Below are 25,276 nucleotides of genomic sequence, written 5' to 3' on the forward strand. Positions count from 1 at the left end.
CCAATGACAATCGAGATAAAGGACAACATATTCCGCGAATACGACATCAGGGGCAAATACCCGGGAGAGCTCTCAAAGGACGTTGCCCGGTGCCTTGCCTCTGCATACGCAAAGCTTCTAAAGGAAAAATCGAAAAAAGACCCGCTTACCGTAACGATAGGCAGAGACGTCCGCACAAGCTCAACCGAGATAAAGGACGTGCTCGCAACAACACTCTCTAACGCCGGCATAAACGTCATAGACATCGGCGAGTGCCCGACCCCGCTCCAGTATTTTTCGCTATTCACGCTCGACGCCGATGGCGGCATAATGATAACCGGAAGCCACAACCCGCCGGAATATAACGGCTTCAAGATAAGTGTGGGCAAGGAGACCATCCACGGCAAGGAAATCCAGGCATTCAAGGAGATGGTAAAGGCAGCTGCAAAGGAGACGCCTGCCGCGGCTGCAACAAAGGGCAAGGTCTCGACCATAAACATCATAGAGAAATATACCGCGTTTCACGTGGAAAAATTCGGCCCTATACTTAAAAGTCTTGGACTTAAAAAACCTTTGAAGATAGTCGTTGATGCGGGGAACGGCACAGGCGGGCTCGTTGCGCCCAAATTACTCGAAAAGCTCGGCATAGAGGTAACATCCCTATTTTGCGAGCCTGACGGCACCTTCCCGAACCACCACCCTGATCCCACAGTGCCCGAAAACCTCGAGCACCTCATAACAGAGGTGAAAAAACAGGGCGCTGACTTCGGCATAGGCTACGACGGGGATTCCGACAGAATAGGCGTCGTGGATGAAAAAGGCGCGATAGTCTGGGGCGACCAGTTGATGATTATCTACGCAAAGGACATTCTAAAGACAACAAAGAACGCAACGATAGTCGGCGAGGTAAAGTGCTCGCAGGTCATGTACGACGAAATAAGGAAAAGCGGCGGCAATGCCGTAATGTGGAAGACAGGGCATTCTCTCATCAAGTCCAAGATGAAAGAACTCAAGGCCTCCATGGCAGGGGAGATGAGCGGCCACATATTCTTTGCGGACAGGTACTTCGGCTTCGATGACGCGGTTTACGCATCGTGCCGCATAGCCGAGATATTTGCCAAGCTCAAGGCCGAAAACCCTTCTGCCGTGTTCTCGGACCTCCTAAAGGGGCTTCCAAAGACATTCGTAACGCCAGAGTACAGGGTCGACTGCCCTGACTCGGAAAAGTTCGGCGTGATAGAGAAGATAAAAGCCGGACTGAAAAACGACCCGCCCAAAGACCTCTCCATACGCGAGATCATAGACATAGACGGCCTTAGAATTATCTTTGACAACGGATGGGCGCTAATGCGGGCAAGCAACACACAGCCCGTGCTCGTCTTGAGATACGAGGCAACGGACGAGGCGTCGATAGAAAAATTCAAGGGGTTCGTAAGGGCAAGGATAAAACAGGCCTGGAGCGGGTTTAAGGGTTAGAAGGGTCTGCAACAAGCTCGAAAGCGCCGTCATCGAGGTCGACATTTGGCTTCGCGCCTTTTACTACTATTTCAAAGGACTCTCCTCTGCTCTCAACGCGCATAGACCGCGGCAGCATAACGCAGCCCGTCTCTTCATAACCGCCAAGCGTCACGACAACCGAAAGCGGCCCTACCGCCTTTACGGCCTTTGCTATGCGCCCGTCTGCCGAACGTTCGAGCTGCCACGAATCCGAAAGAATGCCGCCAAAAGCTCCTCTATCATCAAAAAGAAACTCTACAACCTCGCGTGCGGTAAGAAGGGTTAATGGGTTTGAGCCGTTAGACTCATCGCAATCCCTGACGCTTCCTTCCGAATAATAGGCGCACCCCTTGTCGCTTGCCGCTATAATGGCAATACGCCTGTTCATTGCGCCGTAGACCTCGAAGCGCATGGCATCCGGGCGCCTGACATACATAACGGCCCTTGCCGCGTTTTCGGAATTTTCGTGTTTGATAAGAGCGGTTATTCTAAGCGTAGAGATAACGCCTGCAGCGGCGCAATCAGGCTTTATGGCAGGGGCCGATACGCACCCGGCAAGCAGGACAAAGAGCGCGGCAAGGCAAATCGCGCGAAGCACAGCCTTATTCCTTCTCTTTTTCTAATTCGCGTCTGACGTTACGAAGCTTTTCCTTTAATGCCTCGTTACCCGGCGACAGGCTTGCTGCGCGGCCGTAGGCCTCCTCGGCCTTTCTCTTGTTGGAACTTTTCAGATATACGTCGCCAAGATGCTCGGCAACGGTAGGGTCTTCCGGCAGATACTTCGTCGCCCTCTCGAGCTCCGCTACCGCCTTCTTCAATTCGCCCTTCTTGAAATACACCCAGCCGAGGCTGTCGAGTATGTCGCCGCTCTCGGGCTTTTCCGCCAGGGCGCGCTTTATGTAACTCTCGGCTTTATCGAGGTCCATGCCGCGCTCCGCAAGCGCGTAGCCGAGATAGTTCAACGCATTAACATGCCTCGGGTTTATGGCTATGACCGCGTTCATGTGCTTTAAAAAATTATCCCAGTTGCCGCTTTCGTCGTAGAGTTCTCCGAGAAGATAGTGCCTGTCGGCATCACCCGGGGCTTTCTTTACTTCCTCCTCGAGCACCTTTATGGCCGCATCCCTTTCGGCCCCGGCCTCGGTTTTCTTGTCAAGCGAGGCAAAGAGCTTGGCGGCGCGGCGCTTGGCCTCGACAAACCACTCATCATTCTTCTTTATCTTCGAAAACTCGACAGCGGCCTTTTCCGGCTTACCTGCCTTTTCACATACAGTTGCCAGATAAAACCTCAACCTCGAGTTATCGGCGTCTATCTTAAGGGCCCCCTCGAACTCGACGGCGGCCTCATCGTTCATGCCGAGCTTATCCATATAGATAAGCCCTTTCTTCGTATACGCATCAAGGGCCGAATGCGAAACCTTTTTAAGCTCTTCGTACTGCTCAAGGGCTTCCTCGTAACGTTTTTCTGCGACAAGCACCCTTGCAAGGAGCTTTCTAACCGAATACTCGTGCGGCGAAATCCCTATTGCCTTCGTATATATCTCTATGGCCTTTGCGTTATCGCCTTTATTCTCGTATAACCTCCCAAGCTCCACATGCGCCGACGGAAACTCGGGACCAAGCTCCACGGCCTTGTTTAGATGTTCGAGCGCATCGTTTAGGCGCCCCATCTCCGACTCCGCAAGCCCGAGATAATACAACCCCACGACCGAATCCGGCACTTCGCTTATCAGTTTTTTGTAAATCTCTATCGCCCTGTCGTGATCGTTGTTATTGACATATATATTGCCGAGTATCAGATACGGCCTCTGGTTCTTGGGGTCGAGTTTTATAACGGCCCCGAACTCGGCTATGCTTTCGTCGTATTTTTTATCCACCAGGTAAAGATCGCCAAGCATCAACCGTCCGCGCACATCCGACGGCGCAAGCTCCACGGCCTTCTTCGCCATAAGAAGGGCCCTGTCTATATCGCCATGTTTGTAATAAAGATACGCGAGTTCGGAGTGCACAAGGGCCGATGACTCGTCTATGGCAAGCACCTTTTTGTAATATTCTATGGCTCCCTTTATATCTCCGGAATCCTTTAGTTCCTGTGCTACGAGGAAATAATAATAGGTATCGCTCTCGTTTTTCTTCTCTACGACGACATCCTCTACGCGAGGCTTTCCGTCGACCTCTATGACCCCGCCCTGCTGTTTCCCGGGATGCTTGGCATTCATTGAAGGCCCGTGCGCGCACGCAGCAAGGGCGCCCGTGATAATCGCAACGAGCGGCAACAAGACAATGCGGCCGGCCTGATTACGCGCTATCTCAAAACTTGACATATTCATGGTTATTCACCTTATCCCGCGACACTCGGGACATTACTTTGGGTTGATATCCGCAAAAATACCGACAAAACGCCACAGATACGGCTTATCTTTTTATTTTAACATTTCGGAGAAACCTGAGTCAATGAACGGTTGCTTACGATGAAAACGGCGTAACGATGCGGGAAATCAAGACGCGTGCGGCTCATGCGCGGTCTTTTCTGCAGCCTTTGGCACGGCAGAGCCAAGAACTGCCTCTGCGCGGCTTATCACATCCTCGGAGATTACCATGCCCTCGCCCCTGCCCATATCAAGAAGTATCTCGGCAAGGGTCTCTGCCTTTTCCCTGGGGCTAAGGTGCTTATGAATAAGAATGCGCTTCAAACCCTTAAGCACAAAAGCGCCGCCATGGGTATTGACCTCCCCTTTTTTCAGGTCGTCGTACCCGACCTGTATGGAGAGCCCCTCGGCAGCCTGCTCAAGGAATATAAGCGTTTCTTCGTGCTTCACACATATATAATCTCAATAATCGCTTGGGCTTGTCAAGACAAAACAGGCAAAAGAACAAACCCTGCATATTGACAACCGGGCCGGCTTATTCTATATTAGATATAGCCGCATAACGTCTAAAAACCGGAGCCTTAAAATGTCGGAAAACGTGATTGAAGTAGCAGATTCCTCCTTTGACGCAATGATTCTCAAATCCGAACTGCCAGCTCTCCTTGATTTCTGGGCGCCGTGGTGCGGCCCCTGCAAGGCTATATCTCCAACGGTTGAGCAACTGGCCGCGGAATACAAAGGCAAGTTGCGGGTCGCCAAGATAAACGTCGACGACAACCCCGCCACACCAAGCAACTTCGGTGTACGCGGCATCCCTACACTAATACTCTTCAAGGGCGGCAAAGAAGTCGACCGCATCGTGGGCGCGGTATCGAAAAGCAACATGATAAGCCTGATTGGCAAAGCACTCTAATCTGCCTCCTTATCACACAGACCATCCATGGCAGCCGGATTGTCCTGCAAAGGACAATCCGGCGCATATAGCAATAACCGCAAAACATTCAAAACATTGGCCGCTAGATTCCAAAGACCTTGCAAATCATATCCATTACGCATTTTTTACAAGGCTTACAATTATTGTCAGGTTACTTTTGTCATTACCCTGCGGTTACAGTTTTAAAACTCCTTTAATAACAATAGGTTAGCTGCCGCCCCGATCTGGCATCCTTCTTGCTCTTATACTATGGCATAAGGCAATTGCCTTGGATAATTAACTAAACTTAATACAGAACAAAACACAAAATAGCACTTACACAGGAGGGTATATAAAATGAATACATTTAGAGCAAAGTTTTTGGCATCCGTAGCAGTACTGGCAGTGGCAGCGCTATTAACACTTGCGTATACAACCGCGACAAGCGCAGCACCGGCACCGCCGAAAGTTCCTAAAGTCGTTTATACGATAGACGGCGCAATAAACCTTACAAAGAACCTTGCGGCAAGGAACGAGATAACGAACCCCGGCGTGCTTAACGCAATACTTAAGCAACTCGACGGCGCAAAGGACAAGATAAAGGCAGGCGACAAGGCCGTTGCGGTAAACAAGCTCGAGGCAACCAAGAACTTCATTGGGGCCCAAGCGGATAAGCACATTACTCAAAACGGAGCAACAACACTCCTTAACTACCTTACGAACCTGATAAAGGTACTAAACGCATAAAAATAACCGACCCCTCCTGAAGGCCCGCGCCGATGCAGTTTTATTTGCGGCGCGGGCCTTTTCCTTTTCAAGTTCCGCCCCGTATCCATTGAAAAAATGCGCATATCCTGATAGAATCGATATAGTAGCCTCCTGACAAAATCCTTCCCATCAAAACAAGGGGACTTCGATGAAAGAAATTCTGACCCCGAACGCTCTAACGGTTCTCGGAAAAAGATACCTCAAAAAAGACAGCAGCGGCAACGCTGCCGAGGGCCCCGAAGACATGTTCAGACGTGTTGCCGCGAATATCGCAAGCGCAGAGTCCGCATACGGACATCCGTCGAAAAAAGCCGAGGAAGAATTCTACGAAATGATGACCTCTCTTGAATTCCTCCCCAACTCCCCAACCCTTATGAACGCCGGCAGAAAGCTCCAGCAACTCGCGGCATGCTTTGTGCTGCCAATCGAGGACTCGATAGAATCCATATTCAAGGCCGTAAGAGACACTGCCGTGATACACCAATCAGGAGGCGGCACCGGGTTTTCGTTCTCGAGACTAAGGCCCGCAAACGACACTGTTGAGTCCACCGGAGGCATGGCAAGCGGCCCCATATCCTTCATGCGCGTATTTAACACCGCAACCGAGGCAATAAAGCAGGGTGGCACAAGGCGCGGGGCCAACATGGGCGTACTTTCCGTGCACCACCCGGATATCCGCGCATTCATAACAGCGAAAGACGACCCAAAGGAGTTCGCCAACTTCAACCTCTCTGTTTCCATTACGGAAGAATTCATGCGCGCGCTGCGCTCCGGCGAACCTTACCCGCTTACCAACCCACACACAGGTAAAATTTCGGCAATGGCGGATGCAGCCGAGATGTTCTCGCTCATAGCAACTTCTGCATGGAAGGGCGGAGAGCCCGGCATCCTCTTTATCGACGCGATAAACACCGTAAACCCGACCCCGAGGCAGGGTGCCATGGAGGCGACAAACCCGTGCGGCGAGCAACCGCTCCTGCCATACGAGGCCTGCAACTTGGGCTCCATAAATCTTTCCCGCATGCTTAAAAAAAGCCCCGGCAGGGAATGGAGCATGGACTTCGACAAGCTTGCCAGAACAGTGCACACGGCTGTCCGCTTTCTGGACAATACTATAGACATGTGCAAATACCCGCTCCAGGAGATAGACAAAACGGTCAGGGGCAACCGTAAGATAGGGCTTGGAGTAATGGGCTTTGCCGACATGCTTATACGCCTTGGCATTCCCTACGGCAGCGAGGCCTCGCTATCTACAGCCGAGGAGGTCATGGGTTTTATCAATAAGACCGCAAAGAAGGCGAGCGCCTCTCTTGCAAAGGAGCGCGGCGCATACCCAAGCTGCGAGGCCGGGCACGGGGCAAGGAACGCGACTGTAACAACGATTGCGCCAACCGGCACGCTTTCCATAATAGCCGGGTGCTCCTCGGGCATAGAACCGCTTTATGCATTAAGCTACGATCGAAGGGCCCTTGGCAACATAACACTCCACGAAATGACGCCTCTTCTCGAGGAAGCGCTCTTTGACGAAGGATTTCTAAAGGAAGAAATACTAAAACACGTGCGCGAAGGCAAAGGCCTCGGCGAAAGACCCGATGTGCCGGAAAAAATAAAAAGGCTTTTTGTCACGGCAGAAGGGATATCCCCGGACGACCATGTACGCGTGCAGGCGGCATTCCAAAGACACACGGACAATGCCGTAAGCAAGACCGTAAACCTTTCTTCGGCATCAACCCCCGAGGACGTAATGCGCGTCTACCTTCTCGCATACGAACTCGGGTGCAAGGGCATTACCGTGTACCGGTCCAGATCAAGAACAGAGCAGGTGCTTAGCTGCAAGGATACTCCCTACTGCTAAAAGATACGTGTTGATTTTTTCGTAAAAACATCTATCATATAGCGAACAGAAAAACGGAGCCGGTAAAAACACATGTCCTTATCCCACGAAATACTGCTACTACTGTTTTACCTCGTCATCATAGTCGTGGCCTGCGAACTCTTCGCAAACGCAATCGAATCGCTCGGGGCAAAACTTAACTTCTCCGAGGGCGTCACGGGAAGCATATTCGCGGCAGTAGGCACGGCACTTCCGGAATCAATGGTGCCGGTAGTCGCAATCGTCGGCGCATGGACTTCGGGCAACTCGGAACTAAGCCAGCACGTTGCAGAAGAGGTCGGCGTCGGCGCCATACTTGGAGCGCCGTTCATGCTCTCGACCCTCGCCTTCTGCCTTGCCGGCGGGGCGACGTATTACTTCAGAAAGAAACGCAACACAAACTCCCTTAAACCCGAACCAACCGGATTCAGAAGGGATATCGAGTTTTTCCTCGTGGCCTTCACCCTTGCTTTTATCGTGGCCTTTTTGCCGCAAAGCCTGAAACTCGTAAGGCTCTTTGTGGCGATAATGCTCATCATCCTTTACTTCTACTATGTGCTCGAAACCGTAAAGGCCAGCGAAAAACTCGTTGCCTCGGGGCACGGGGTGGAAGAAAGTAACCCACTCTACATATCGCGCGTATTTAGCGACCATATGACGTTCGTGGTTATACAGCTTCTCGTAGCCGTGGGCTTCATTATTTTCGGCGCAAAAGGGTTCGTGCACGGTGTAGAGGGGCTCTCTAATATACTCGGCATACCCGTAATCGCCCTGTCGCTCATAATCGTGCCTATTGCCACCGAACTTCCCGAAAAGGTAAACAGCGTCATCTGGATACGCTCATCAAAGGACACGATGGCCGTCGGGAACCTTAGCGGCGCAATGGTCTTTCAGGGAAGCATGCTCCCGGCCCTTGGCATATTCCTTACGCCTTGGACAATGAACCTTACGGTCATGGCAAGCGGCTTACTTACCATTATCGCCGCTCTCTGGCTCTATTACTGCATACGCCGCGGCATAGAGATAAGAGCGCGCCACCTCGTGTTAAACGGCATCCTCTACATCATATTCGTCGGCATCGTGATATACGGCTACGCGTAGCGACAAAGACCGATTTATATTGAACGCTGCGCTAAATCCTGTTAAAAATATGTAGGGGGTTAATACCATGGCAAAGATTTCTCCGTCCATACTTTCGGCGGACTTTGGCGACCTTAAAAAGGAAGTCGCAGCGGTCGAGGCCGCTGGCGCAGACTATCTGCATGTAGACGTGATGGACGGCCACTTCGTCCCTAATATCACAATCGGCCCGTTTGTGGTCGAGGCGCTAAAGAAGATCACAAAGCTTCCCCTCGACGTGCACCTCATGATAGAAGACCCCGATAAATACATCCCCGCGTTTGCAAAGGCCGGCAGCTCCATACTTACAGTGCATGTGGAGGCGAGCACGCACCTTCACAGGACGATACAGCTCATAAAGGAGCTTGGCGTAAAGGCCGGCGTCACGCTAAACCCGTCCACTCCGGCAGAGTCAATCGGCGAAGTGATTGGCGACGTCGACCTTGTGCTCGTTATGAGCGTAAACCCTGGGTTTAGCGGCCAGGGGTTTATCGAAGCGAGCATTCCAAAGCTGCAAAAAATCAGAAAAATGCTCGATGCGGTTTCTTCCAGGGCAGAGCTTGAGATAGACGGCGGCATCAAGCCTTCAAACATAGCCAGGGTTGCGAAGGCCGGGGCGGATGTATTCGTTGCCGGAAGCGCGATATTCGGAAGTAGCGACTATAAAAAAACCATCGCCGAGATGCGAAGCGCAATAGCCGGCAAATAACGCGCCCGTACCGCGACCGGCAAAGCGCCTGCTTTCTATGCCAAAGGCCTACCACCTAAATATCGACAAAAAAGACATCAAAGGCTCTGTCACGGCCCTGTTGCCGGGAGACCCTGCACGCTGCCGTCTTATAGCCTCCGAAATAACAAAGCGTTACGGCGGCTCGGCGCGCCTGCTTGCCGAAAAGCGCGAGTTCACATCGTACCTCGTATGCGGCGGCAAAAAGACCGTACTCGTCACGTCCACGGGAATAGGCGGGCCGTCGGCATCCATCGCAATAGAGGAACTTGCAAGGCTCGGAATAAAAAACTTTCTTCGCGTGGGAACAACCGGCTCCATCCAAAAAAACATAAAGGCCGGCGACGCCGTAATCACTACCGCCTCGGTAAGGCTCGACGGCGCCTCGCTCCACTACGCACCGATAGAGTACCCTGCTGTTGCCGATTTCTCGATAGTCAACGCGCTTATCATGGGCGCGAAGGCCGCGAAGATAAAGTTTCACGCCGGCATAAGCGCGTCCTCGGACACCTTCTATCAGGGCGAAGAACGCCACGACCGTTTCAGAAAATACATTATACGCGCAATCAAGGGCTCGACCACCGAATGGAAGGCGCTTCACGTGCTGAACTTCGAAATGGAATCCGCCACGATACTTACCGTGGCCGCGTCCATGGGGCTCAAGGCAGGATGCGTCACAGGTGTGGTAAATAAAGGCGGGGAAGGCAACATCACGCCCGAAAAATTACGGCTCGGCGAGAGCGCGGCCGTAAAAACGGCCATTGCCGCGCTCGCTTATATGGAGGAATAACTCATGTTATTTTATTTCGTAAGACACGGGGAAGCCAACCTTATAGAAGAAGACTCGGAGCGCGGACTTTCGGCAAAAGGCATAAAAGAGGCAGAACTCATAGGAGCACGCCTAAAGGCAATGAAGGCGCGACCGCTGCGTATACTGCACAGCTCCAAAAAGCGCGCCATACAGACCGCGCAAATCATCTATAAGCACCTCACACCACCCGGAGGAATATATGAAACGCCAGGGCTAAACCCAAACGACGACATTGAAAAATGGGTTGCCAGACTGGCCGAGGAGACAACCAGCCTGATGCTCGTCGGGCACCTTCCGTTCCTTGCCGTTCTTGCCGCAGAGCTTACCGGTGAAAATCCCGATGACATGGCCTTCGAAACAGCAACTGCATTGTGCATTGACAGAACCGATCAGGAAGGGTTCAAGAAGAAATGGAAAATCACGCCTCGCGAGGGCTAATAACGGTTACCTGCGCTCAAAATCGTCATCGTAGCGCGTGATATCGTCCTCTCCGACGTAAGTACCGTTTTGAACCTCTATAATCTCTAACGATACATTTAAAGACGTATTTTCGAGCCTGTGCTTAACGCCAAGCGGAATAAACGTGCTCTCATTGGTTTTAACAGTTAAAACTTCCTTGCCCCTTGTGACCCTGGCCTCTCCTGCCACAACCACCCAGTGCTCGCTTCTTTTTGCGTGCGATTGGAGGCTAAGGCGCATCCCCGGCATTACGACTATCTTCTTTATCTTATAAAGGTCTCCCTCTTCGAGCACGGTATACGCGCCCCAAGGCCTCTCGACGGTAACATGGGTCTCGTGCTCGGCATGGCCCTTTTTCTTTAATATATCGACAACGTCCTTTACCTCCTGCGCCCTGTCCTTACGGCACACAAGGGTTGCGTCGGGGGTATCGACGAGTATAATATCGTCTAACCCTATGGTCGCAACAAGACGGTCCGAACCGATTATGAAAGAATTCTTACTGCCTATATCAACGACCGTGCCTTTTATGATGTTGCCGTCCTTGTCGGTATCGTATACATCCTCAAGCGACGACCACGAGCCTATATCAGACCACTCGAACGCAGCCTCGACCATCGAGACATTGGCGCTTTTCTCAAGCACGCCGTAATCTATGGAAATGGACTCCATGGAAGCGTACGCCTTTTCGATATCTTCGCCGTTCTTTATTGCCATGAGATTTTTATAGACCAAAGGCAGGTGCCTTCGCATTTCATCTAGAATAGCCGAGGCCTTCCACACGAATATGCCGCTATTCCAGAAGTAGCCGCCGTCCTTAAGATACTTTTTCGCCTTCTTCAAATCCGGTTTTTCAACGAATTTTTCAACACCTCTTACTTTTATCTTATCTATTTTGGACGCCTTTTTGCCGGACGTCTTTATATACCCGTACCCCGTCTCCGGGCTACCTGGCTTTATGCCAATAGTAACAAGCCTTCCGTCAAGCGCGACCTCGTATGCCGCTCTAAGTGTAGAGCAAAACCCGTCGTTATTACCTATAAGATGATCTGCCGGAAGAACGGCCATGACAGCCTCGGGATCTTTCTTTACGACCTCCACTGCCGCAAGCCCTATTGCAGGGGCCGTATTCCTGCCAAAAGGCTCAAGCACGAAGCCGGTAAGAAGCGGCTCCTTGTCGAACTTAAGATGCAGCCGCATAAGCTCTGCTTGCGCTGGGTTCGTTACAACAGCTATATGCTCAAGCGGCATGAGGTGCTTAAGCCTCTTTACCGTTGACATAAGGAGGCTCTCCTCGCCAGCAACCTTAAGAAGCTGCTTTGGAGTGGAAACACGGCTAAGGGGCCAGAACCTCGTGCCCACGCCGCCGGCAAGTATCATACCGTAAAAACCCTTGATAGATGTCTTCACTTTATAACCTTAAGCGCAGTCGATATCATATCCTTTAAATCCTTGAACGAGCGCACCCTGCCAATATAGTGCAACAAACGCCTGAAACTCAAGAGGTAAAAACTGCGATTGGCTTTTTTTACGAGCCTCTCGAGATCGTCTTTCGTAAGCCCCGGATACGAGACAAGGGCCTTTTCCGTTGGAGAAAGATTTTTCTCGAGGTCATGAATTTCAGGCTCCACCGCAAAACCCTCTTTAAGGGCTTTTTCCGAGAACTCAGTGCCGGGAAAAGGAGTAGCGATACTGAACATGCAGTAATTTACCGGAAGCTTGCTTACCTCTCTTATGGTCCGCTCAGCACTTTCGACAGTCTCAAATGCCGAGGCGCCAAACATTATATTGGGCTTGGGCTCGATACCATGCCTGTTTAAAAGCCGCACGGCCTTTTCAACACTCTCGACCTTCATGTCTTTCTTTATGTCATCGAGCACCTTCTGGTCAAGGGACTCAACGCCAAGGTCCACGTAACTGCACCCGGCCTCTTTAAGCGCTGCAACTGTCTCGTCATCGAGAATAAGGTCGCATCTTGCAAGCACGCCAAACGGAAGTCCGACCGTCTTTAATCCGGCGCATATTTCGAGAATACGCTTTTTGCCGCCGTATATAAAGAGATCGTCGATAACGGATACGGCCTTATAACCCTCGGCCTTGATAGCCGCAAACTCGCGCGCGATATTCTCAGGGGACCTCAAGCGCACCGGAGGCTTCTTGCCGTTATTGAATCTCTTCCACTCGAGCTCTCTGGCCCAGCTTATCGCGTTCGGCACGCAGTAATAACAGCGGAAACCGCACCCCCTGGAGGTAAGTATCAGTGTCACAGGCCTTGCCGGAAGCTTGGGATTAAAAAGGTCTATATCCTCTTTCGGAAGATACTTCCTTGCTGGAAAAGGAAGTGAGTCGAGGTCCTCTATTATGCCATACGTTTCGTTCTCTATAAATTCGCCGTTCTTAAAGTACGACAGCCCCTTTACCTTGTCGAGGCCGCCTTTTTCAAAGGCCTTTATCGTATCCCTTATGACATACTCTGCCTCGCCGCGCGCTACAAAACAATTTTCATCGAGCAGAAAATCTTGCGGCTTAAGAGTTGGATGCGGACCAAAAAATACAACCTTGCCTTTTTTGCGCGAAAGTATGAAGGCGGCGGCCTTCTTGTCAACGCTTTCTGCAAGGAGCACGGTATGCAATATAAAAACATCGCTATTCCCGGCATTGACAAAGGCCTCAAACTCCCCGCTTGAGGAATCGGCGCTGAAATCGCGTAGCACCACCTCGTGGCCTTCCTTTTCGAACACCGCTGCAAGGTAGAGCATTGGCAGTTCGGGCTGCTTATAATATGTAAATGTGCAGCCGTATACGCGCTCCGGCATTCTCGAAGGCGAAGCAGCCGGCGGTATCAGAAGACAAACTCTCACGGGATTCTTCTCTCCAATGCTTTATTATATCTCACTGTTTGGGTATCCCTTATTTCACATTCTTCATAACTGCACCGGACGGAACAAAGACCGCCTTTACCACCCATGCCGCAGCTGCCGCGCACCAGACGAAATTTCTCATCAAATGCACAAACGGCATGAACCATGCGGCCATGTCGCGTTGCTTGGCATAAACACCGAGAGCGAATATGGCCCTGTCCAGAAAAATGACCATAAACACGGCATACGCGGCAAGATAGAACCTGCCGTCGGAAAAAACAACTCCAAGAAGAACTATCAGTAAAAATAAGAACGTTAAAGGCACCTGCATTATCATCCTTAGCCCCGAGACACTGTCGCCCGAGACCTTGTCCGTGTGCTTCCTTACAAGCTGCATGCGCCCGTAGGCGGAACGGTACTGCTGCCGTGCATACCCGGCGATATCGGCCTTCCAGTAATGGTCGCATACGGCGTCTTTCCTGAAAACGAGCTTATAACCTGCCCTGCCCAGCCTGTAGCTCATATCGTTATCATAACCGTACTTGAAACGCGCGTCGAATAGGCCTACTTTATCGAGCGCTTCCCTTCTGTAGGCCGTATTCCCGGTACAAACCTGCGTCACATACTTTCCACGAATAGAGTCGTAGCGCGCCTCCACGTCATACCCCATCATCTTTGCCATAAGGGAAACGTTTCCCGGGGTTTTATAATAACCCTGAACAGCGCCGACCTCGGGATCAGAGAACTCCTCCACAACCTTTGAGAGCCAATCCTTCGAAAGAACGACATCGGCATCCACTGAAATAATGATATCGTGTGTCGCCGCCTTGAAACCGTTATTTGTGGCACTTACGGCTCCCTGGTTTTCCTGGTCAATGATCCTGAACCCGGGTTTACCAAGAAACTTTCTCGCGACTTCAGGAGAGTTGTCCCTGGAGCCGTCGTTTACGAGTATGACCTCAACATCGCCGCCGTAATCCTGCCCAAATATCGCCTCCAGTACGGCAGCAATAAGACTGCCACCGTTGTACATTGGAATTACAATACTTACAGGCTGCTGTTTTTTCATTTCTTCCATAATTGTTTCCGCAGAAATTATTTAAGTCGCCATTTAAGCGTGACAGCAACGCCATCTACCAGCGCGGTCGCAGCCTTCCATCCGATCTCTTTTTCAGCAGCCTTCACATCAAGACAACTTCGCCTAAGGTCGCCATCCCGCGCAGCGGCAAACCCGGGGTTCGCGAGCGCGGCGTCCAATCCGGCGCGCTTTCCCTTGACAGCTCCATACACCGTATCGTAAAGCTCGCGCGTGTGCGTGGCAATGCCTGTGCCGATGTTCAAAACCATACCGTTACCTTTTGTAAGCGCGGCAACATTTGCAGCGGCAACATCGGCAACATACACATAATCGCGCGTCATGCCTCTGAGTTCTTCCTTGAAACGACAGAGCATGGAAGGTTTTCCTTCGATAAGGTTGTTCATAAATATGGCGACAACCCCGGCCTCGCCGTGCGGAATCTGGCGCGGACCGTAAACATTTGCATACCTGAGTATCGTGTAACCAACCCCCCTATGCTTACCGTAAAAAGCCGTATACATCTCTCCCAGGGCCTTGGTTACCGCGTAAGGGGATACCGGCATTATCTTCGAAGCCTCCGAAGTCGGATACTCCTTTGCCTCGCCGTAGATAGCGCCGCCCGATGATATAAAAATGAACTTTTTTATAGATACGGCAGCAGCCGCATCAAGAATATTCAAAAGCCCTGTTACGTTTACGCTCGCGTCCAGGCACGGGTCTTTTACCGATTGCGGCACAGATATCTGTGCCGCATGATGATTAACAACATCCGGTCGCTCATCGGCGAATATCTTTTTAATATCCCCCGAGCGTATATCACACTCATAAAATATGGCGCGCGGATTTACGTTCTCCCGCTTACCGCTCGAAAGATCGTCTACCACAACGACATCGTGCCCAGCCGCGATATAGGCGTCTACGATATTTGACCCTATGAACCCGGCCCCGCCGGTCACGAGAATTTTCACAGCCCCATCCTTGCGTTTTCTCTCATGCAAACAACCTCGCAACTCTTTCTATGGCTGTTTTCACCGCAACCCTCGGAACATCCATGATATACGGGTGCCGCCAGATATTTTTCAGATTCCTTACCAGTCTCTGCCGCCTGAATTTGCGGTATATCAGCTGTATCTCGTCCCTGGAGAGCCTCTCGGAGACTATGATTGCGTCCTTATAATTTACTTCGAAGTTTATATTGAGCCTGTCCCAATCCATATCGTCCGAGACAAGTCCCTTTTTACGCGCAATATCCCAAAGCGGGGTTCCGGGAAAAGGCGTTATCACGTAGACATCCACGAGGCTAAGCGGGTTGTCGCGAATAAACGCATACGTCTCCATGATTTCATCAGCCGTTTCGTCCGGCGCGGCTATCACGAACGAAGCGTTTGCCGCTATGCCGCCTTCCGATAAAAGCCTGACCGATTCCCTGTTCTTTTCCACAGAGAACGCATTGCCCTTAAGATACTTAAGCGTCCTCTCGCACCCGGACTCAAGCCCCATGCCGACAGAGACGATATTCATTTCCTTTAATGCCGCTACAACTTCCTTTGTTATTTTCGTGGCAGACGACGAGCACGTGAACTTGACGCGGCCTGGTATATCGGTCTTCTTAAGAAGCGCGGCTATTTCATTTAACCGCTTTGTATTGGCAACAAAAAGGTCGTCGTAGAAGCTTACGAGCTTTACTCCGTACACGTCAACAAGCTCTCTTATCTCTTCTACCACGCGCTCTGCGGAGAAGAAACGAAGCTTATCCCAATAAACCGAGGAAGCGCAAAATACACATCTGTATGGACAGCCCCGCGATGTAAAAAGATAGGAATGATGCCCTATCTTCAAAAGATCCTTGGCAGCCATGGGAATGGAATCGGGGTCTGCTATTGGCTCTCTGTCCGGCGTGCGGCGAATCTCTTCGCCATCGTGGTAAACAATGCCTTTTATGCGAGAAAGCGCGTCCTTATTATCAAAGGAGCCTTCCTTCGAAAAAAACTCCATGAGCTCCACTATGGTAACTTCGCCCTCGCCAACACACCCAACGTCCATATCCTTCGAAAGCGTATGCGGGAGCGCGCTTATATGCACGCCCCCTGCCATGACAGAAATGCCCATGGCCTTTGCCTCTACGGCGTATTTCTTTGCGATATTATAGTTTTGCGAAACCGACCTTATGCCAACGACATCGGGCTTAAATTCCAAGAGCTCCTTCGTGACATTGCCGTTTATTATCCGTATCTCAAAGGCATCGCGGCCAAAGGCCTTTCTGAGAGCCCCGGCAAGGTACGCAAGCCCGAGGTCGGGGTAACGCCCCTCGACCTCGGAAAGCGGATTTATCGCGCTTATGAAAAGTATTTTTTTCATTGTCCCGCCTCGCAGTTTTTATAGCGCGTAATCGCCTGACGGTAAGCGTCTTCCGTATTCCTTATTACAACATCTTTAGCGAAATTATTTCTTATAAATTCAACGGAATTCCTGGAAATCATGTCGTACAAGTTCGCATCGTTCAACAATCTCAACACGGCATCGGCAAAACTCTCGGCAGTATCGGCAACTAGAATATCGTGTCCGTTTACGGCCCCAACCCCCTCGTTCCCGAAAGTAGTCGTCACAACCGGTATGCCATGCGCCATGGCCTCGAGATTTTTCACCATTATACCGCCGCCTATCAGTATGGGCGAAACAAAAACTGCGGCACGATTATAAAAACTGCTTACATCATCCACAAACCCTGTCACCTTAAATTCCCCATCCCGCTTCGCCCACTCCTCGAACTCCGCAGGCACACCTCCTCCAACCATATAAAAAACCGTATCCGGAGATTTTTTTCTTATTAGCGGCAATACATCGCAATAAAAATATCTCATGTACGAGACGTTCAATTCCCTGTGCATCGCCCCGACGAACAATAGCGTATGGGGCTCTCTATCCTTTCTCGGCACAGGCACTCTTACCGCGTCCACAGGCTGCCTGACAGCAACGACCGGTACGTCGGCAATGTCTTTCAAGGCCGACGCATCGGCATCGGAACGCGCCGTCAACAGATCGAATCTATTAGTCGTGTATGACTCGGCCCACTTGGAAAGCACAAACCACACATACCCCCGTAACTTCCGCCCCCAGCCGCGTGATGCAGCGAGCCTGCGTGCCGCCACAAGCGTGTTTACATCATGCGTATCGAGTACCATGGGCACGCCTACACCGCCGGTCTTATGAAGAAAAAAACCGAGATCTGTAAATGACACCACCACCACGTCAACTTCCAATTTTTTCAGAACGCTTCGCACCAGCTTCGCCAAAGAACGGTACGAAGCTATTATTCTAAAAACATTCCACAGCGTTCTTTCCTTAGGCGTTTCAAACCCGTACCCATATACGGCCTTGCAGTACTTTTCCAATTCCCTTACATCGTGGCCTTCGTGAGGCTCAACTCTACTAAAAAGATATATCTCGTTATTTACGACAAGCCCCCTGATTATATCTAGCATTATCTTCTTTCCGCCTGTCGCGGGGGCCGGAAGAAATGGCGTAACCATCGCTATCTTCATGCGACCGTGCGGCGCTCTTCTTTTGCGCCGATCTTCAAACCCACCCTTTCCCTGCTCTCAGCAAGTTTGGCGCGTTTTATCCTGTCATCCGATTCGCTTCTTATCGATTCCTCGTAATACGGTATGGCCTCGCCATACCCGCCAATGTGGTAATAATAATTGGCTATAACTTCATTACGATTTATCATCGTTGCGTGTGGATACGTGCACGGTATCTTGAGCCTATGCACCTCTGAGATAAACCGCTCGAACCTTTCAAGCCTTTTCAAATACGTATTCTTGCCGTCGACAGAATCCCAATACCATCCGCCCTTCGAAAGATCTATCCCAAACTTTTCCGGATACATATAGGCCTCTGTCCCCGGACATACCAGGAAAAACGCCGAACTCGGATTTACGGCAAATATGTACGGAGCGTTCCTGCGCAAAAACTCCACGTTCTCCTCTGCCTCGGCATCCGTCTCCCCCGGAAAGCCGAACATGAAGTTAAGACCCGCACCGACACCTGCCTTGTAGGAATCGCGCATCAGCCTGTCTATGTCGGCATCCCTCGAAAACACCTTGCCCATCCGCGCAAGCACTGTTTTAGAAGTCGACTCAAGGCCGTAGGCAAGCGTTACGCAGCCGGACTTTTTGAGCTTAACGAGCAAGTCGTATGTCATTTCCTTTCTCACGATGGCCTGCCCGCCCCAGAAAAAACGCGCACCGTCCTCCATGAGACGATTACACATGCGCTCGAGTTCGCGTATGTTGCCGTTGCATAAGCTATCGTGGAACTCTATGTACGTTACGTGCGGATACTTCGCTGTCTGATATTTTATTTCTTCGTATAGAGCGTCGCCGCTCCTGAACCTGTATTTTTTCCAGAAAGTACGCTCGTTACAGAATATACATCTGTTAACGCACCCCCTGCACGACTCGAGCGGCAACTTGAACGGCTCGCGGTACATAAAAAAATCGTAATCCGAAAAATCCGCAAAGGGCAAGGTATCGAGGTCTTTTATAAGTTCGCGCGGTGGCCCTTCCTTTATAATGCCGTTAATGCGCGCGGCGGCTCCGGCATACGCTCGCAGGCCGCGCCCCTCCCTGGCATCTTTTACTATCTCAAGAAGCGTGACCTCGCCTTCGCCCTCGACTACCACGTCGACACAATCATTTTCCTTCATCATTTCCATGCCGCCCATAAAAACACTCACCGCAGCACCGCCGAAAACAGTGACTATATCTTTTTTGCGCTTCTTAAGCTCCTTTGCCATATATATGCTCATGGCAAGCGAGCTCGTATAAACGCTAAACCCTGCGACCTTGACCCCGCTCTCGACGATGGCGTCGAGATAGGCATCGAGGATTGCCTTATTATCCCCGAGGAACATTTCGACTACTGCGGGATTGGTCCAAAAATAATCCACACTGTCTTTCCATCCGTCGGGATAGCGGTCTTTATTATCTCGGTACATAACGGCATTCACATCTACCGGCATGACACGCATACCGTTTACCCTTAAGTATGCCGTAAGCCTCGCTATCGCCAGCGGCGGCGTGTTCACTCCCCACCCCGGAGCCTGTATTATGGCTACGTCTGTCCCTTTATACTTCTCGGAACGGAGCATGATGAGGTAATCGCCATGTCCGCCCCTGTAAAGGAATGCCGTGACAAAGGGCCTAAGCATCTGCAAGAACCTACGCAGAAACGGAAACCTGGTAGCGATCCAGAGGGCTACGAGAACCACCTTGCCTGCTATAATACCTTTCGAATTCGCCATCTTTATATACTCTCCGACAAAACATCCGTCCGAAATATCTTACGGCGCGCATGAGGCAACGCGCAGGTCAAAACTTTCCATACAGTTTTCTAACCTTCAGAAGCAAACCAAAAAGTCCGAGCCTCTGCATAACAACGCTGAACATCATCGTAAGGTATCCATAGACAAAATCAACGGCGCAAACAAAAAAACCCACACCATTTTTTCTTTTGATAATATAATTCTCCCTTTGCGCCAGGCAAGCATGCTTGCTACTTAAGCCGCCTAGCCTGAAGACCGCGAACTCTTCATCGACGAAACGTGGCTTATATACCCTTACCGCCCTCATGAAAAAATCGTAATCCATCGCTATCTTATAATCCAGGGAAAAATCCCCAACCTCCTCATGTACCTCTTTTCTCACAAAAACCGCCTGATGCGGAATTATAAATCCTCTTAGCATCTTTCCCATATCAAAGGGCTTACCATAAACAAAAACCAGTTCGCCATTTTCCCGGTTTATCATGCGCATCTTCCCGTACAAAAGTTTTATATCTTCTTGACGAAAATAGCCTACAACTTTTTCTATCACTCTATCGTCAGCGTAATAATCATCGGAGTTAAGTACCGCTATTATATCGCCGGTTGCGAGCCTGAGTCCTTTATTAAAGGCATCGGATATACCCTTGTCGGGCTCTGACAAGACCTTTGCCGCCGGATCCATCTCACGTATAATGGAAAGTGTCTTGTCCCTCGACCCTCCGTCTATAAAAACATGCTCTATGTTCTTATAAGTCTGCCCTAACACGCTCTTGATGTTATCGGCGACAAACTCGGCGCTATTAAAGGTCGGCGTGATTATGGACACGCGTAAACTGCTTTTTGGCAACTCATTTACCACCTTCATCCCCCTAAAATGGAGCATCGAGGTCTTCGTTTTTTTAACAACTACGTTTCTCAAAAAACACTCTTGCCCTCAAATCGCCAGACCAACATACCGATATACTTATCACTTCACAAAACCGTCATAACCTTTTTCAAGCCTCCCGAACCCAGCCACAACCTTTTCGAAATGAGCCGAAAACTCATACCGCGCTTCATAACAACTAAAAGCGCGTTCCCTCCGGCTGTCATATTCCGCCAATATTTTTTCTATAGCCTCTTTCATCTGCTCCGGAGACTCTATACACTCTCCACATCCATACTTTTCTATCACTGTTCGTATGCTCGGATAATTATTTGTAATTACCGGCAATCCTGACTTAAGATAATGTGCCAGCTTTCCGGAAGCCGAGCCAATAAGCATAAAATTGCTACTCAGATTTCTGTAAAGCGCAATTCCTATGTCGGCGGAAGACAATAGTGCAGCCAAGTCTTTATACTGTACCGGAGTTTGTGAAATCTTTATATTTTCCCCTATGTTCTTCTCGATCTTTGCCATATACTCCTTATCTATCCCGCCGTTGCTATGTAAGACCAAAGTCCAATCGCTTGGCCACTGACGCGCCGCCCGGATTATTTCCTCACACAGGGCCCAATCAGCAATATATCCTGCATATAATATAATCTTATTGCCTTGTGGGATATTTAATTTCACCCTAAGCCAATCTGAGCGCTCGACATGCGGCGCGCCTATCGCCGAAACCGGAACAATATAAATGGATTCCTTCGCAATACCGCTTCTTTCGTACAATATCCTTGCCCTGTCCATATCCTGTATTATTGTAAATGCAGCGCCACGATTTAACTTTTTCTCTATATCTTCAAGAATCTTCAAATCAACGGTTTTTCTGTCATCGTCGAGCATCCCAAGCTCCATATTATAATATACATACGGAACGCCTTGTGTGTCGGCAAGCGCGCTTGCCATTGCCAATCCGGCCGGTTCAATACCAATAAAACAGAAATACGTATTGTTTTCGAGGATTTTTTGGGCCACATCAACAGCAACGGCGACATCAGCCAACAATATTTTTCTTACAACATATTCAAAAATCTTCGAGATAACACGTAAACCTTTGTAGGCCAGAATAAACGTCACCGCCCTGCGCCGTATCAGACCTGTCAGAGAAACTCCTCCTGAACCGCCCGCAATTTCGGCAGGTTTTACACCATCAAGGCAATAAACACGTATGCCTTCGTTTTCGCCACCATCATAGCCAGGTACCGACTTATAGGTGAAATAATCGACCAGGTACCCGGCTCGCACAAGTTCTCCGCCCATATTTATCAAGCTCGGAGAATTACCAAGTCCATAATTGTAAATACAAACCCCTATTTTCTTTTCCACTTTCCGCTCACCGCTTTGCCCGCTCATACAAAAAAACAGCCTACCCCGCCTTTGCCATTACCACTATATTCCAATCGTCTATGCCGACATGCTCCCCAAGCTTCATAAACGGCGCTATCTCCATGGTTTCGAAACCGGCCTTACTTAAAAAATACCGCAGTTCCTGCGGGAAAAAGAACCTCATCCTGTGGTTTTCCTTCACAGCAGGCTTTTTATCGCGCTCAAACGTATAACGCACCTCGACAACATGATTCTCTACATCCAACACCGGCTCTGCAATGCGCACAACCTTTTCGCCTGCCACGATAAACTCCTTTGAACGCGCCTCCGGGCGTACCGATAAAACCGCATGGCCATGCCAGACATCGAAAACAAACAGACCACCTCTGTCAAGATGCTGCCTGACACACTTGAGCATGGCCTCGACATCGTCATTGCTTGTCTGATACCCGGTAACAGCAAACATGGCTATGACAGCATCAAATTTCCTACCAACATCGAAGTTACGAACATCAGCCTTACCAAAATCAACGTGCACATTATTTTCTTTAGCTTTCTTCAGTGCAATATCGAGCATATCCTGCGACAAATCACGGCCTGCCACATCATAGCCACGCTTTGCCATAAGACACGCATGTCCGCCGGTCCCGCAGCCAAGATCAAGAACGGTTCGCACCGGCGCTTTAGAATAAGCACTAAATATCTTATCTAGAAAATCGCACTCAGCCTCATAATCCTTTTCCCTGTATAAGGCATCGTAAAAACCGGCATATTCGCCAAAAACCGTCATTTTACTTCCTTTCCACAAGCACGCATTAGCCTGTCACAAACAATATCGACCTTTTCATCCGTAAGCGTAAGCCCGGACGGCAGATAAAACCCCTGCCTGTAAGCCCGCTCTGTAACGGGATAACGCTCCCCTTCGAACAGTCCCATACCATGAAACACAGGCTGTTCATGTAGCCCCATGAAAAAGGGCCGCGTTCCAATATTTTCTTTTTTCAACTTGCCCATCACATCTTCCGCCAAAAGCCTTGTTGACTCATCAAGCTCTACCGCGTACATCCAGTACACGGACTTTGCCCATGGCTTCTCAACCTGAAAACGCACACCTGGAATCGCTGCCAGCCTCTCCCTATAATAAGCCCCGAGCCTCCGCTTTATAGCGATAAATTCCTCTATCCGTTCGGTCTGCGCAACACCTACGGCAGCCTGAAGGTTCGTCATTCTAAAATTGTATCCAAGCTCGGTATGATAAAATCTCTTCTCCGGGCGAAAACACAGGTTTCTGTAGCTCCTGGCCTTTTCGGCTATGCTAGCGTCATTGGTCACGACCATCCCGCCTTCTCCGGTTGTGACTATCTTATTGGCATAAAACGAAAATGCCGCCACATCGCCGATGCTTCCACATCTTTTCCCCTTATATTCAGCTCCATGCACCTCTGCGGCATCTTCTATAATAACCAACCCGTGTTTTTTCGCAAGCCCCGTAAGGGGATCCATGTCCACCGGATGGCCGTAAATATGCACCGGCATTATAGCCTTTGTCTTAGCCGTTATTTTGGCCTCTGTCTGCATAACATCCATACACCATGTATCAGGCTCTATATCAACCAGCACAGGTTTAGCCCCAAGCCTGATTGCTGCGATAGCACAAGATATAATGGTAAAGGACGGCATTATGACCTCGTCGCCCTCGCCAACGCCCGCGCCGTAAAGCGCGGCCTCGAGCGCGGCCGTGCCGTTACACACGGCAACGCCATGCTTTACGCCTACAAACGAAGCAAACATTTCCTCGAACTTCTTCACGAACGGCCCTTCCGAGGATATCCACCCCGTACGTATGCACTCCTCTAGATATTTAACTTCATTGCCGTCAAGAAGCGGCTCGTTTACCGGTATCATGCTCATTCCTTACCCTTAAACCGCGTTTTATCGTGCTCGCCGACATACGGCCCCTGCTTAACCTCTATCATCTCAGTCGGCTCAAGCATTGTAAAACCGTGGCCACCGGATGCAAGAAGTATGACATCTCCCGTTTCGAGCACTCTTTCACAAAGAAAAGTCCTGTCCTGCTCGTAAAAATCCACCCTGACCTTGCCGCTCTTTATAAAGAGGACCTCTTGCGTGTACTTCACTTCACGCGAGACCTCATTATGCACATGCGGCTCTATATGATAGCCTGCCGGCCGGTTCATGTACGCAAGCTGCTGGGAGAAATCGTCTGGCGTAAAGAACTCTATGCCGTCTTTACGGAAATCCGCGCGAAGTATCAACGCAACAAACCCGTCTTTCCCGGATATCTTATCTATCACTGTTCACTACCGCCTTTTTCTCAAAAACAGCTATCCAGTTCAAATAAATTTTCGAATCTACCAAACCCGCATTCCTCACACGGTATATCTTAACATCGAACGCCTTGGTATTCTTAACAAGCCTGTCAACGAATGCGGCAACATTATAAAACCGCGCAAATCCTATTCCGTAAAAATTATTCCGGTATATCAATTCAGCCCCGGCATCTATTTCCGGCAAAGGCTCCCTGAATGTCCTCACATCGCGCAAAATATGATACCGCTCGCTCATATAAAGCGGCAAAACAACAAGCTTGCCTCCTGGCTTAAGCATCCTTTCTGCCCTGCGCACAACATCCGTATCATGGCTGCCTTCGAACATCTCCAACGCGCAGTGCATTGTGGCGAGCTCAAAATAATTGTCCGGCACATCGATACTACCGGCATTCCCGCCGACTTCCGTCAGCCACCCGTGCCGCCTCATACCTTCAGAAAACTCCAAATCATTGCACCAAACATCACAGCCAAACTCTTCATGCACTATCGCCGGGAACGGCGAGCCGGCATTCGCTATATCCATAACGCGGCTCGTTTTATATAATTTCATAAAATCCGTGGAAATGTAATGTTCGAGGCTTTTTTCAACAAAACCATCCCCATATATGCCCCTGTACGAGGCATAATTGCTTTCGTGCCGCGTTATAAACCTCGCAAAGGCATCGACATCAACGCTATAGTCCACCGGAGGCAAACCAAACTTGACAAACTGCTCATGCACAGATTCAATATCGCTGGCAAGATCCCCGTCTATGGCTTGCTTTCCGGATTCCATAAAAATTTTGTAATTTTTCCTGGCGGCGACATAGTTACGGGCCTTTTTCAGAAAAAACACCAGGGCCCTTTTAAACTTTCCCCACAAACCGTTCTTATCAGCACGCGTGGTCACGATATCAT

At 50.1% G+C, this 25,276-nt stretch carries 24 protein-coding genes; 8 read left to right on the top strand and 16 right to left on the bottom strand.

Annotation, left to right across the window (positions count from 1 at the left end):
- Positions 1 to 3: 3 nt before the first annotated feature.
- Positions 4 to 1,455 (top strand): phosphomannomutase/phosphoglucomutase, encoded by a 1,452-nt coding sequence (locus OEV59_03640; protein ID MDH4226833.1) that lies wholly within the window; start codon positions 4 to 6, stop codon positions 1,453 to 1,455.
- Here OEV59_03640 and OEV59_03645 read toward each other — a convergent pair.
- From OEV59_03645 to OEV59_03655, 3 genes are all read right to left on the bottom strand, one after another.
- Positions 1,445 to 2,074, bottom strand: coding sequence for a hypothetical protein (locus OEV59_03645; GenBank protein ID MDH4226834.1), 630 nt, complete (start codon positions 2,072 to 2,074; stop codon positions 1,445 to 1,447). The genes OEV59_03640 and OEV59_03645 overlap by 11 nt on opposite strands.
- A 4-nt stretch (positions 2,075 to 2,078) precedes the next feature.
- On the bottom strand, positions 2,079 to 3,800 hold the full coding sequence (locus tag OEV59_03650; protein ID MDH4226835.1) for a tetratricopeptide repeat protein: 1,722 nt from the start codon (positions 3,798 to 3,800) through the stop codon (positions 2,079 to 2,081).
- Positions 3,801 to 3,974: 174 nt separating this feature from the next.
- The gene (locus OEV59_03655) at positions 3,975 to 4,295 is read right to left on the bottom strand and encodes a hypothetical protein (protein MDH4226836.1); all 321 of its coding nucleotides are present in this window, start codon (positions 4,293 to 4,295) and stop codon (positions 3,975 to 3,977) included.
- 136 nt (positions 4,296 to 4,431) lie between these two features.
- Between OEV59_03655 and trxA the strand changes: the two genes are divergently transcribed.
- The 7 genes from trxA (at position 4,432) to sixA (ending at position 10,494) form a co-directional block, all read left to right on the top strand.
- On the top strand, positions 4,432 to 4,758 hold the full coding sequence (gene trxA, locus OEV59_03660) for a thioredoxin (protein ID MDH4226837.1): 327 nt from the start codon (positions 4,432 to 4,434) through the stop codon (positions 4,756 to 4,758).
- Positions 4,759 to 5,115: 357 nt separating this feature from the next.
- On the top strand, positions 5,116 to 5,505 hold the full coding sequence (locus tag OEV59_03665; protein MDH4226838.1) for a hypothetical protein: 390 nt from the start codon (positions 5,116 to 5,118) through the stop codon (positions 5,503 to 5,505).
- A 169-nt stretch (positions 5,506 to 5,674) separates the two neighbouring features.
- Positions 5,675 to 7,381, top strand: a complete 1,707-nt coding sequence (locus tag OEV59_03670) for an adenosylcobalamin-dependent ribonucleoside-diphosphate reductase (protein ID MDH4226839.1) — start codon at positions 5,675 to 5,677, stop codon at positions 7,379 to 7,381.
- A gap of 72 nt (positions 7,382 to 7,453) precedes the next feature.
- Positions 7,454 to 8,500, top strand: a complete 1,047-nt coding sequence (locus OEV59_03675) for a sodium:calcium antiporter (GenBank protein MDH4226840.1) — start codon at positions 7,454 to 7,456, stop codon at positions 8,498 to 8,500.
- A gap of 67 nt (positions 8,501 to 8,567) precedes the next feature.
- Complete coding sequence (gene rpe, locus OEV59_03680; GenBank protein MDH4226841.1) at positions 8,568 to 9,227, top strand: ribulose-phosphate 3-epimerase; 660 nt, start codon at positions 8,568 to 8,570, stop codon at positions 9,225 to 9,227.
- A 37-nt stretch (positions 9,228 to 9,264) separates the two neighbouring features.
- Complete coding sequence (gene udp / locus OEV59_03685) at positions 9,265 to 10,035, top strand: uridine phosphorylase (protein ID MDH4226842.1); 771 nt, start codon at positions 9,265 to 9,267, stop codon at positions 10,033 to 10,035.
- A 3-nt stretch (positions 10,036 to 10,038) separates the two neighbouring features.
- The gene (gene sixA, locus OEV59_03690; GenBank protein MDH4226843.1) at positions 10,039 to 10,494 is read left to right on the top strand and encodes a phosphohistidine phosphatase SixA; all 456 of its coding nucleotides are present in this window, start codon (positions 10,039 to 10,041) and stop codon (positions 10,492 to 10,494) included.
- Between the two features lie 6 nt (positions 10,495 to 10,500).
- Here sixA and OEV59_03695 read toward each other — a convergent pair whose 3' ends face one another.
- From OEV59_03695 to OEV59_03755, 13 genes are all read right to left on the bottom strand, one after another.
- On the bottom strand, positions 10,501 to 11,925 hold the full coding sequence (locus OEV59_03695; GenBank protein ID MDH4226844.1) for a mannose-1-phosphate guanylyltransferase/mannose-6-phosphate isomerase: 1,425 nt from the start codon (positions 11,923 to 11,925) through the stop codon (positions 10,501 to 10,503).
- The gene (locus OEV59_03700; protein ID MDH4226845.1) at positions 11,922 to 13,376 is read right to left on the bottom strand and encodes a B12-binding domain-containing radical SAM protein; all 1,455 of its coding nucleotides are present in this window, start codon (positions 13,374 to 13,376) and stop codon (positions 11,922 to 11,924) included. The genes OEV59_03695 and OEV59_03700 overlap by 4 nt, the downstream gene beginning before the upstream one ends.
- A gap of 49 nt (positions 13,377 to 13,425) precedes the next feature.
- On the bottom strand, positions 13,426 to 14,445 hold the full coding sequence (locus tag OEV59_03705) for a glycosyltransferase (protein MDH4226846.1): 1,020 nt from the start codon (positions 14,443 to 14,445) through the stop codon (positions 13,426 to 13,428).
- 26 nt (positions 14,446 to 14,471) lie between these two features.
- Complete coding sequence (locus OEV59_03710; GenBank protein ID MDH4226847.1) at positions 14,472 to 15,422, bottom strand: NAD-dependent epimerase/dehydratase family protein; 951 nt, start codon at positions 15,420 to 15,422, stop codon at positions 14,472 to 14,474.
- A 22-nt stretch (positions 15,423 to 15,444) separates the two neighbouring features.
- Positions 15,445 to 16,812, bottom strand: a complete 1,368-nt coding sequence (locus tag OEV59_03715) for a B12-binding domain-containing radical SAM protein (GenBank protein ID MDH4226848.1) — start codon at positions 16,810 to 16,812, stop codon at positions 15,445 to 15,447.
- The gene (locus OEV59_03720) at positions 16,809 to 17,996 is read right to left on the bottom strand and encodes a glycosyltransferase family 4 protein (GenBank protein ID MDH4226849.1); all 1,188 of its coding nucleotides are present in this window, start codon (positions 17,994 to 17,996) and stop codon (positions 16,809 to 16,811) included. The genes OEV59_03715 and OEV59_03720 overlap by 4 nt, the downstream gene beginning before the upstream one ends.
- Positions 17,993 to 19,759, bottom strand: coding sequence for a B12-binding domain-containing radical SAM protein (locus tag OEV59_03725; protein ID MDH4226850.1), 1,767 nt, complete (start codon positions 19,757 to 19,759; stop codon positions 17,993 to 17,995). Before OEV59_03725 ends, OEV59_03720 begins: the two co-directional genes overlap by 4 nt.
- A gap of 67 nt (positions 19,760 to 19,826) precedes the next feature.
- Entirely contained in the window at positions 19,827 to 20,645 is an 819-nt protein-coding gene (locus OEV59_03730) for a glycosyltransferase (protein MDH4226851.1), read from the bottom strand.
- A gap of 102 nt (positions 20,646 to 20,747) precedes the next feature.
- A complete protein-coding gene (locus tag OEV59_03735; GenBank protein MDH4226852.1) occupies positions 20,748 to 22,028 on the bottom strand; it encodes a glycosyltransferase in 1,281 nt (426 codons plus the stop codon).
- Between the two features lie 40 nt (positions 22,029 to 22,068).
- Positions 22,069 to 22,818, bottom strand: coding sequence for a class I SAM-dependent methyltransferase (locus OEV59_03740; protein MDH4226853.1), 750 nt, complete (start codon positions 22,816 to 22,818; stop codon positions 22,069 to 22,071).
- The gene (locus OEV59_03745; protein ID MDH4226854.1) at positions 22,815 to 23,939 is read right to left on the bottom strand and encodes a DegT/DnrJ/EryC1/StrS family aminotransferase; all 1,125 of its coding nucleotides are present in this window, start codon (positions 23,937 to 23,939) and stop codon (positions 22,815 to 22,817) included. Before OEV59_03745 ends, OEV59_03740 begins: the two co-directional genes overlap by 4 nt.
- Positions 23,936 to 24,343 carry a hypothetical protein gene (locus OEV59_03750; GenBank protein ID MDH4226855.1) on the bottom strand — a complete coding sequence of 136 codons (408 nt, stop codon included), beginning with the start codon at positions 24,341 to 24,343 and terminating at the stop codon, positions 23,936 to 23,938. Before OEV59_03750 ends, OEV59_03745 begins: the two co-directional genes overlap by 4 nt.
- Entirely contained in the window at positions 24,333 to 25,154 is an 822-nt protein-coding gene (locus OEV59_03755; GenBank protein MDH4226856.1) for a class I SAM-dependent methyltransferase, read from the bottom strand. The genes OEV59_03750 and OEV59_03755 overlap by 11 nt, the downstream gene beginning before the upstream one ends.
- Between the last annotated feature and the right edge of the window lie 122 nt (positions 25,155 to 25,276).

It is taken from the genome of Deltaproteobacteria bacterium (assembly GCA_029858205.1).
GTDB lineage: Bacteria > Desulfobacterota > GWC2-55-46 > GWC2-55-46 > DRQE01 > JAOUFM01.

Excerpts from the sequence above, each read along its gene's own strand:
- OEV59_03640 (MDH4226833.1), top strand. The coding sequence starts at position 4 with ATGACAATCGAGATAAAGGACAACATATTCCGCGAATACGACATCAGG.
- OEV59_03650 (MDH4226835.1), bottom strand. The coding sequence starts at position 3,800 with ATGTCAAGTTTTGAGATAGCGCGTAATCAGGCCGGCCGCATTGTCTTG.
- trxA (MDH4226837.1), top strand. The coding sequence starts at position 4,432 with ATGTCGGAAAACGTGATTGAAGTAGCAGATTCCTCCTTTGACGCAATG.
- OEV59_03665 (MDH4226838.1), top strand. The coding sequence starts at position 5,116 with ATGAATACATTTAGAGCAAAGTTTTTGGCATCCGTAGCAGTACTGGCA.
- OEV59_03670 (MDH4226839.1), top strand. The coding sequence starts at position 5,675 with ATGAAAGAAATTCTGACCCCGAACGCTCTAACGGTTCTCGGAAAAAGA.
- OEV59_03675 (MDH4226840.1), top strand. The coding sequence starts at position 7,454 with ATGTCCTTATCCCACGAAATACTGCTACTACTGTTTTACCTCGTCATC.
- rpe (MDH4226841.1), top strand. The coding sequence starts at position 8,568 with ATGGCAAAGATTTCTCCGTCCATACTTTCGGCGGACTTTGGCGACCTT.
- udp (MDH4226842.1), top strand. The coding sequence starts at position 9,265 with ATGCCAAAGGCCTACCACCTAAATATCGACAAAAAAGACATCAAAGGC.
- sixA (MDH4226843.1), top strand. The coding sequence starts at position 10,039 with ATGTTATTTTATTTCGTAAGACACGGGGAAGCCAACCTTATAGAAGAA.
- OEV59_03705 (MDH4226846.1), bottom strand. The coding sequence starts at position 14,445 with ATGAAAAAACAGCAGCCTGTAAGTATTGTAATTCCAATGTACAACGGT.
- OEV59_03715 (MDH4226848.1), bottom strand. The coding sequence starts at position 16,812 with ATGAAAAAAATACTTTTCATAAGCGCGATAAATCCGCTTTCCGAGGTC.
- OEV59_03720 (MDH4226849.1), bottom strand. The coding sequence starts at position 17,996 with ATGAAGATAGCGATGGTTACGCCATTTCTTCCGGCCCCCGCGACAGGC.
- OEV59_03725 (MDH4226850.1), bottom strand. The coding sequence starts at position 19,759 with ATGGCGAATTCGAAAGGTATTATAGCAGGCAAGGTGGTTCTCGTAGCC.
- OEV59_03730 (MDH4226851.1), bottom strand. The coding sequence starts at position 20,645 with ATGAAGGTGGTAAATGAGTTGCCAAAAAGCAGTTTACGCGTGTCCATA.
- OEV59_03740 (MDH4226853.1), bottom strand. The coding sequence starts at position 22,818 with ATGACGGTTTTTGGCGAATATGCCGGTTTTTACGATGCCTTATACAGG.
- OEV59_03745 (MDH4226854.1), bottom strand. The coding sequence starts at position 23,939 with ATGAGCATGATACCGGTAAACGAGCCGCTTCTTGACGGCAATGAAGTT.
- OEV59_03755 (MDH4226856.1), bottom strand. The coding sequence starts at position 25,154 with ATGGAATCCGGAAAGCAAGCCATAGACGGGGATCTTGCCAGCGATATT.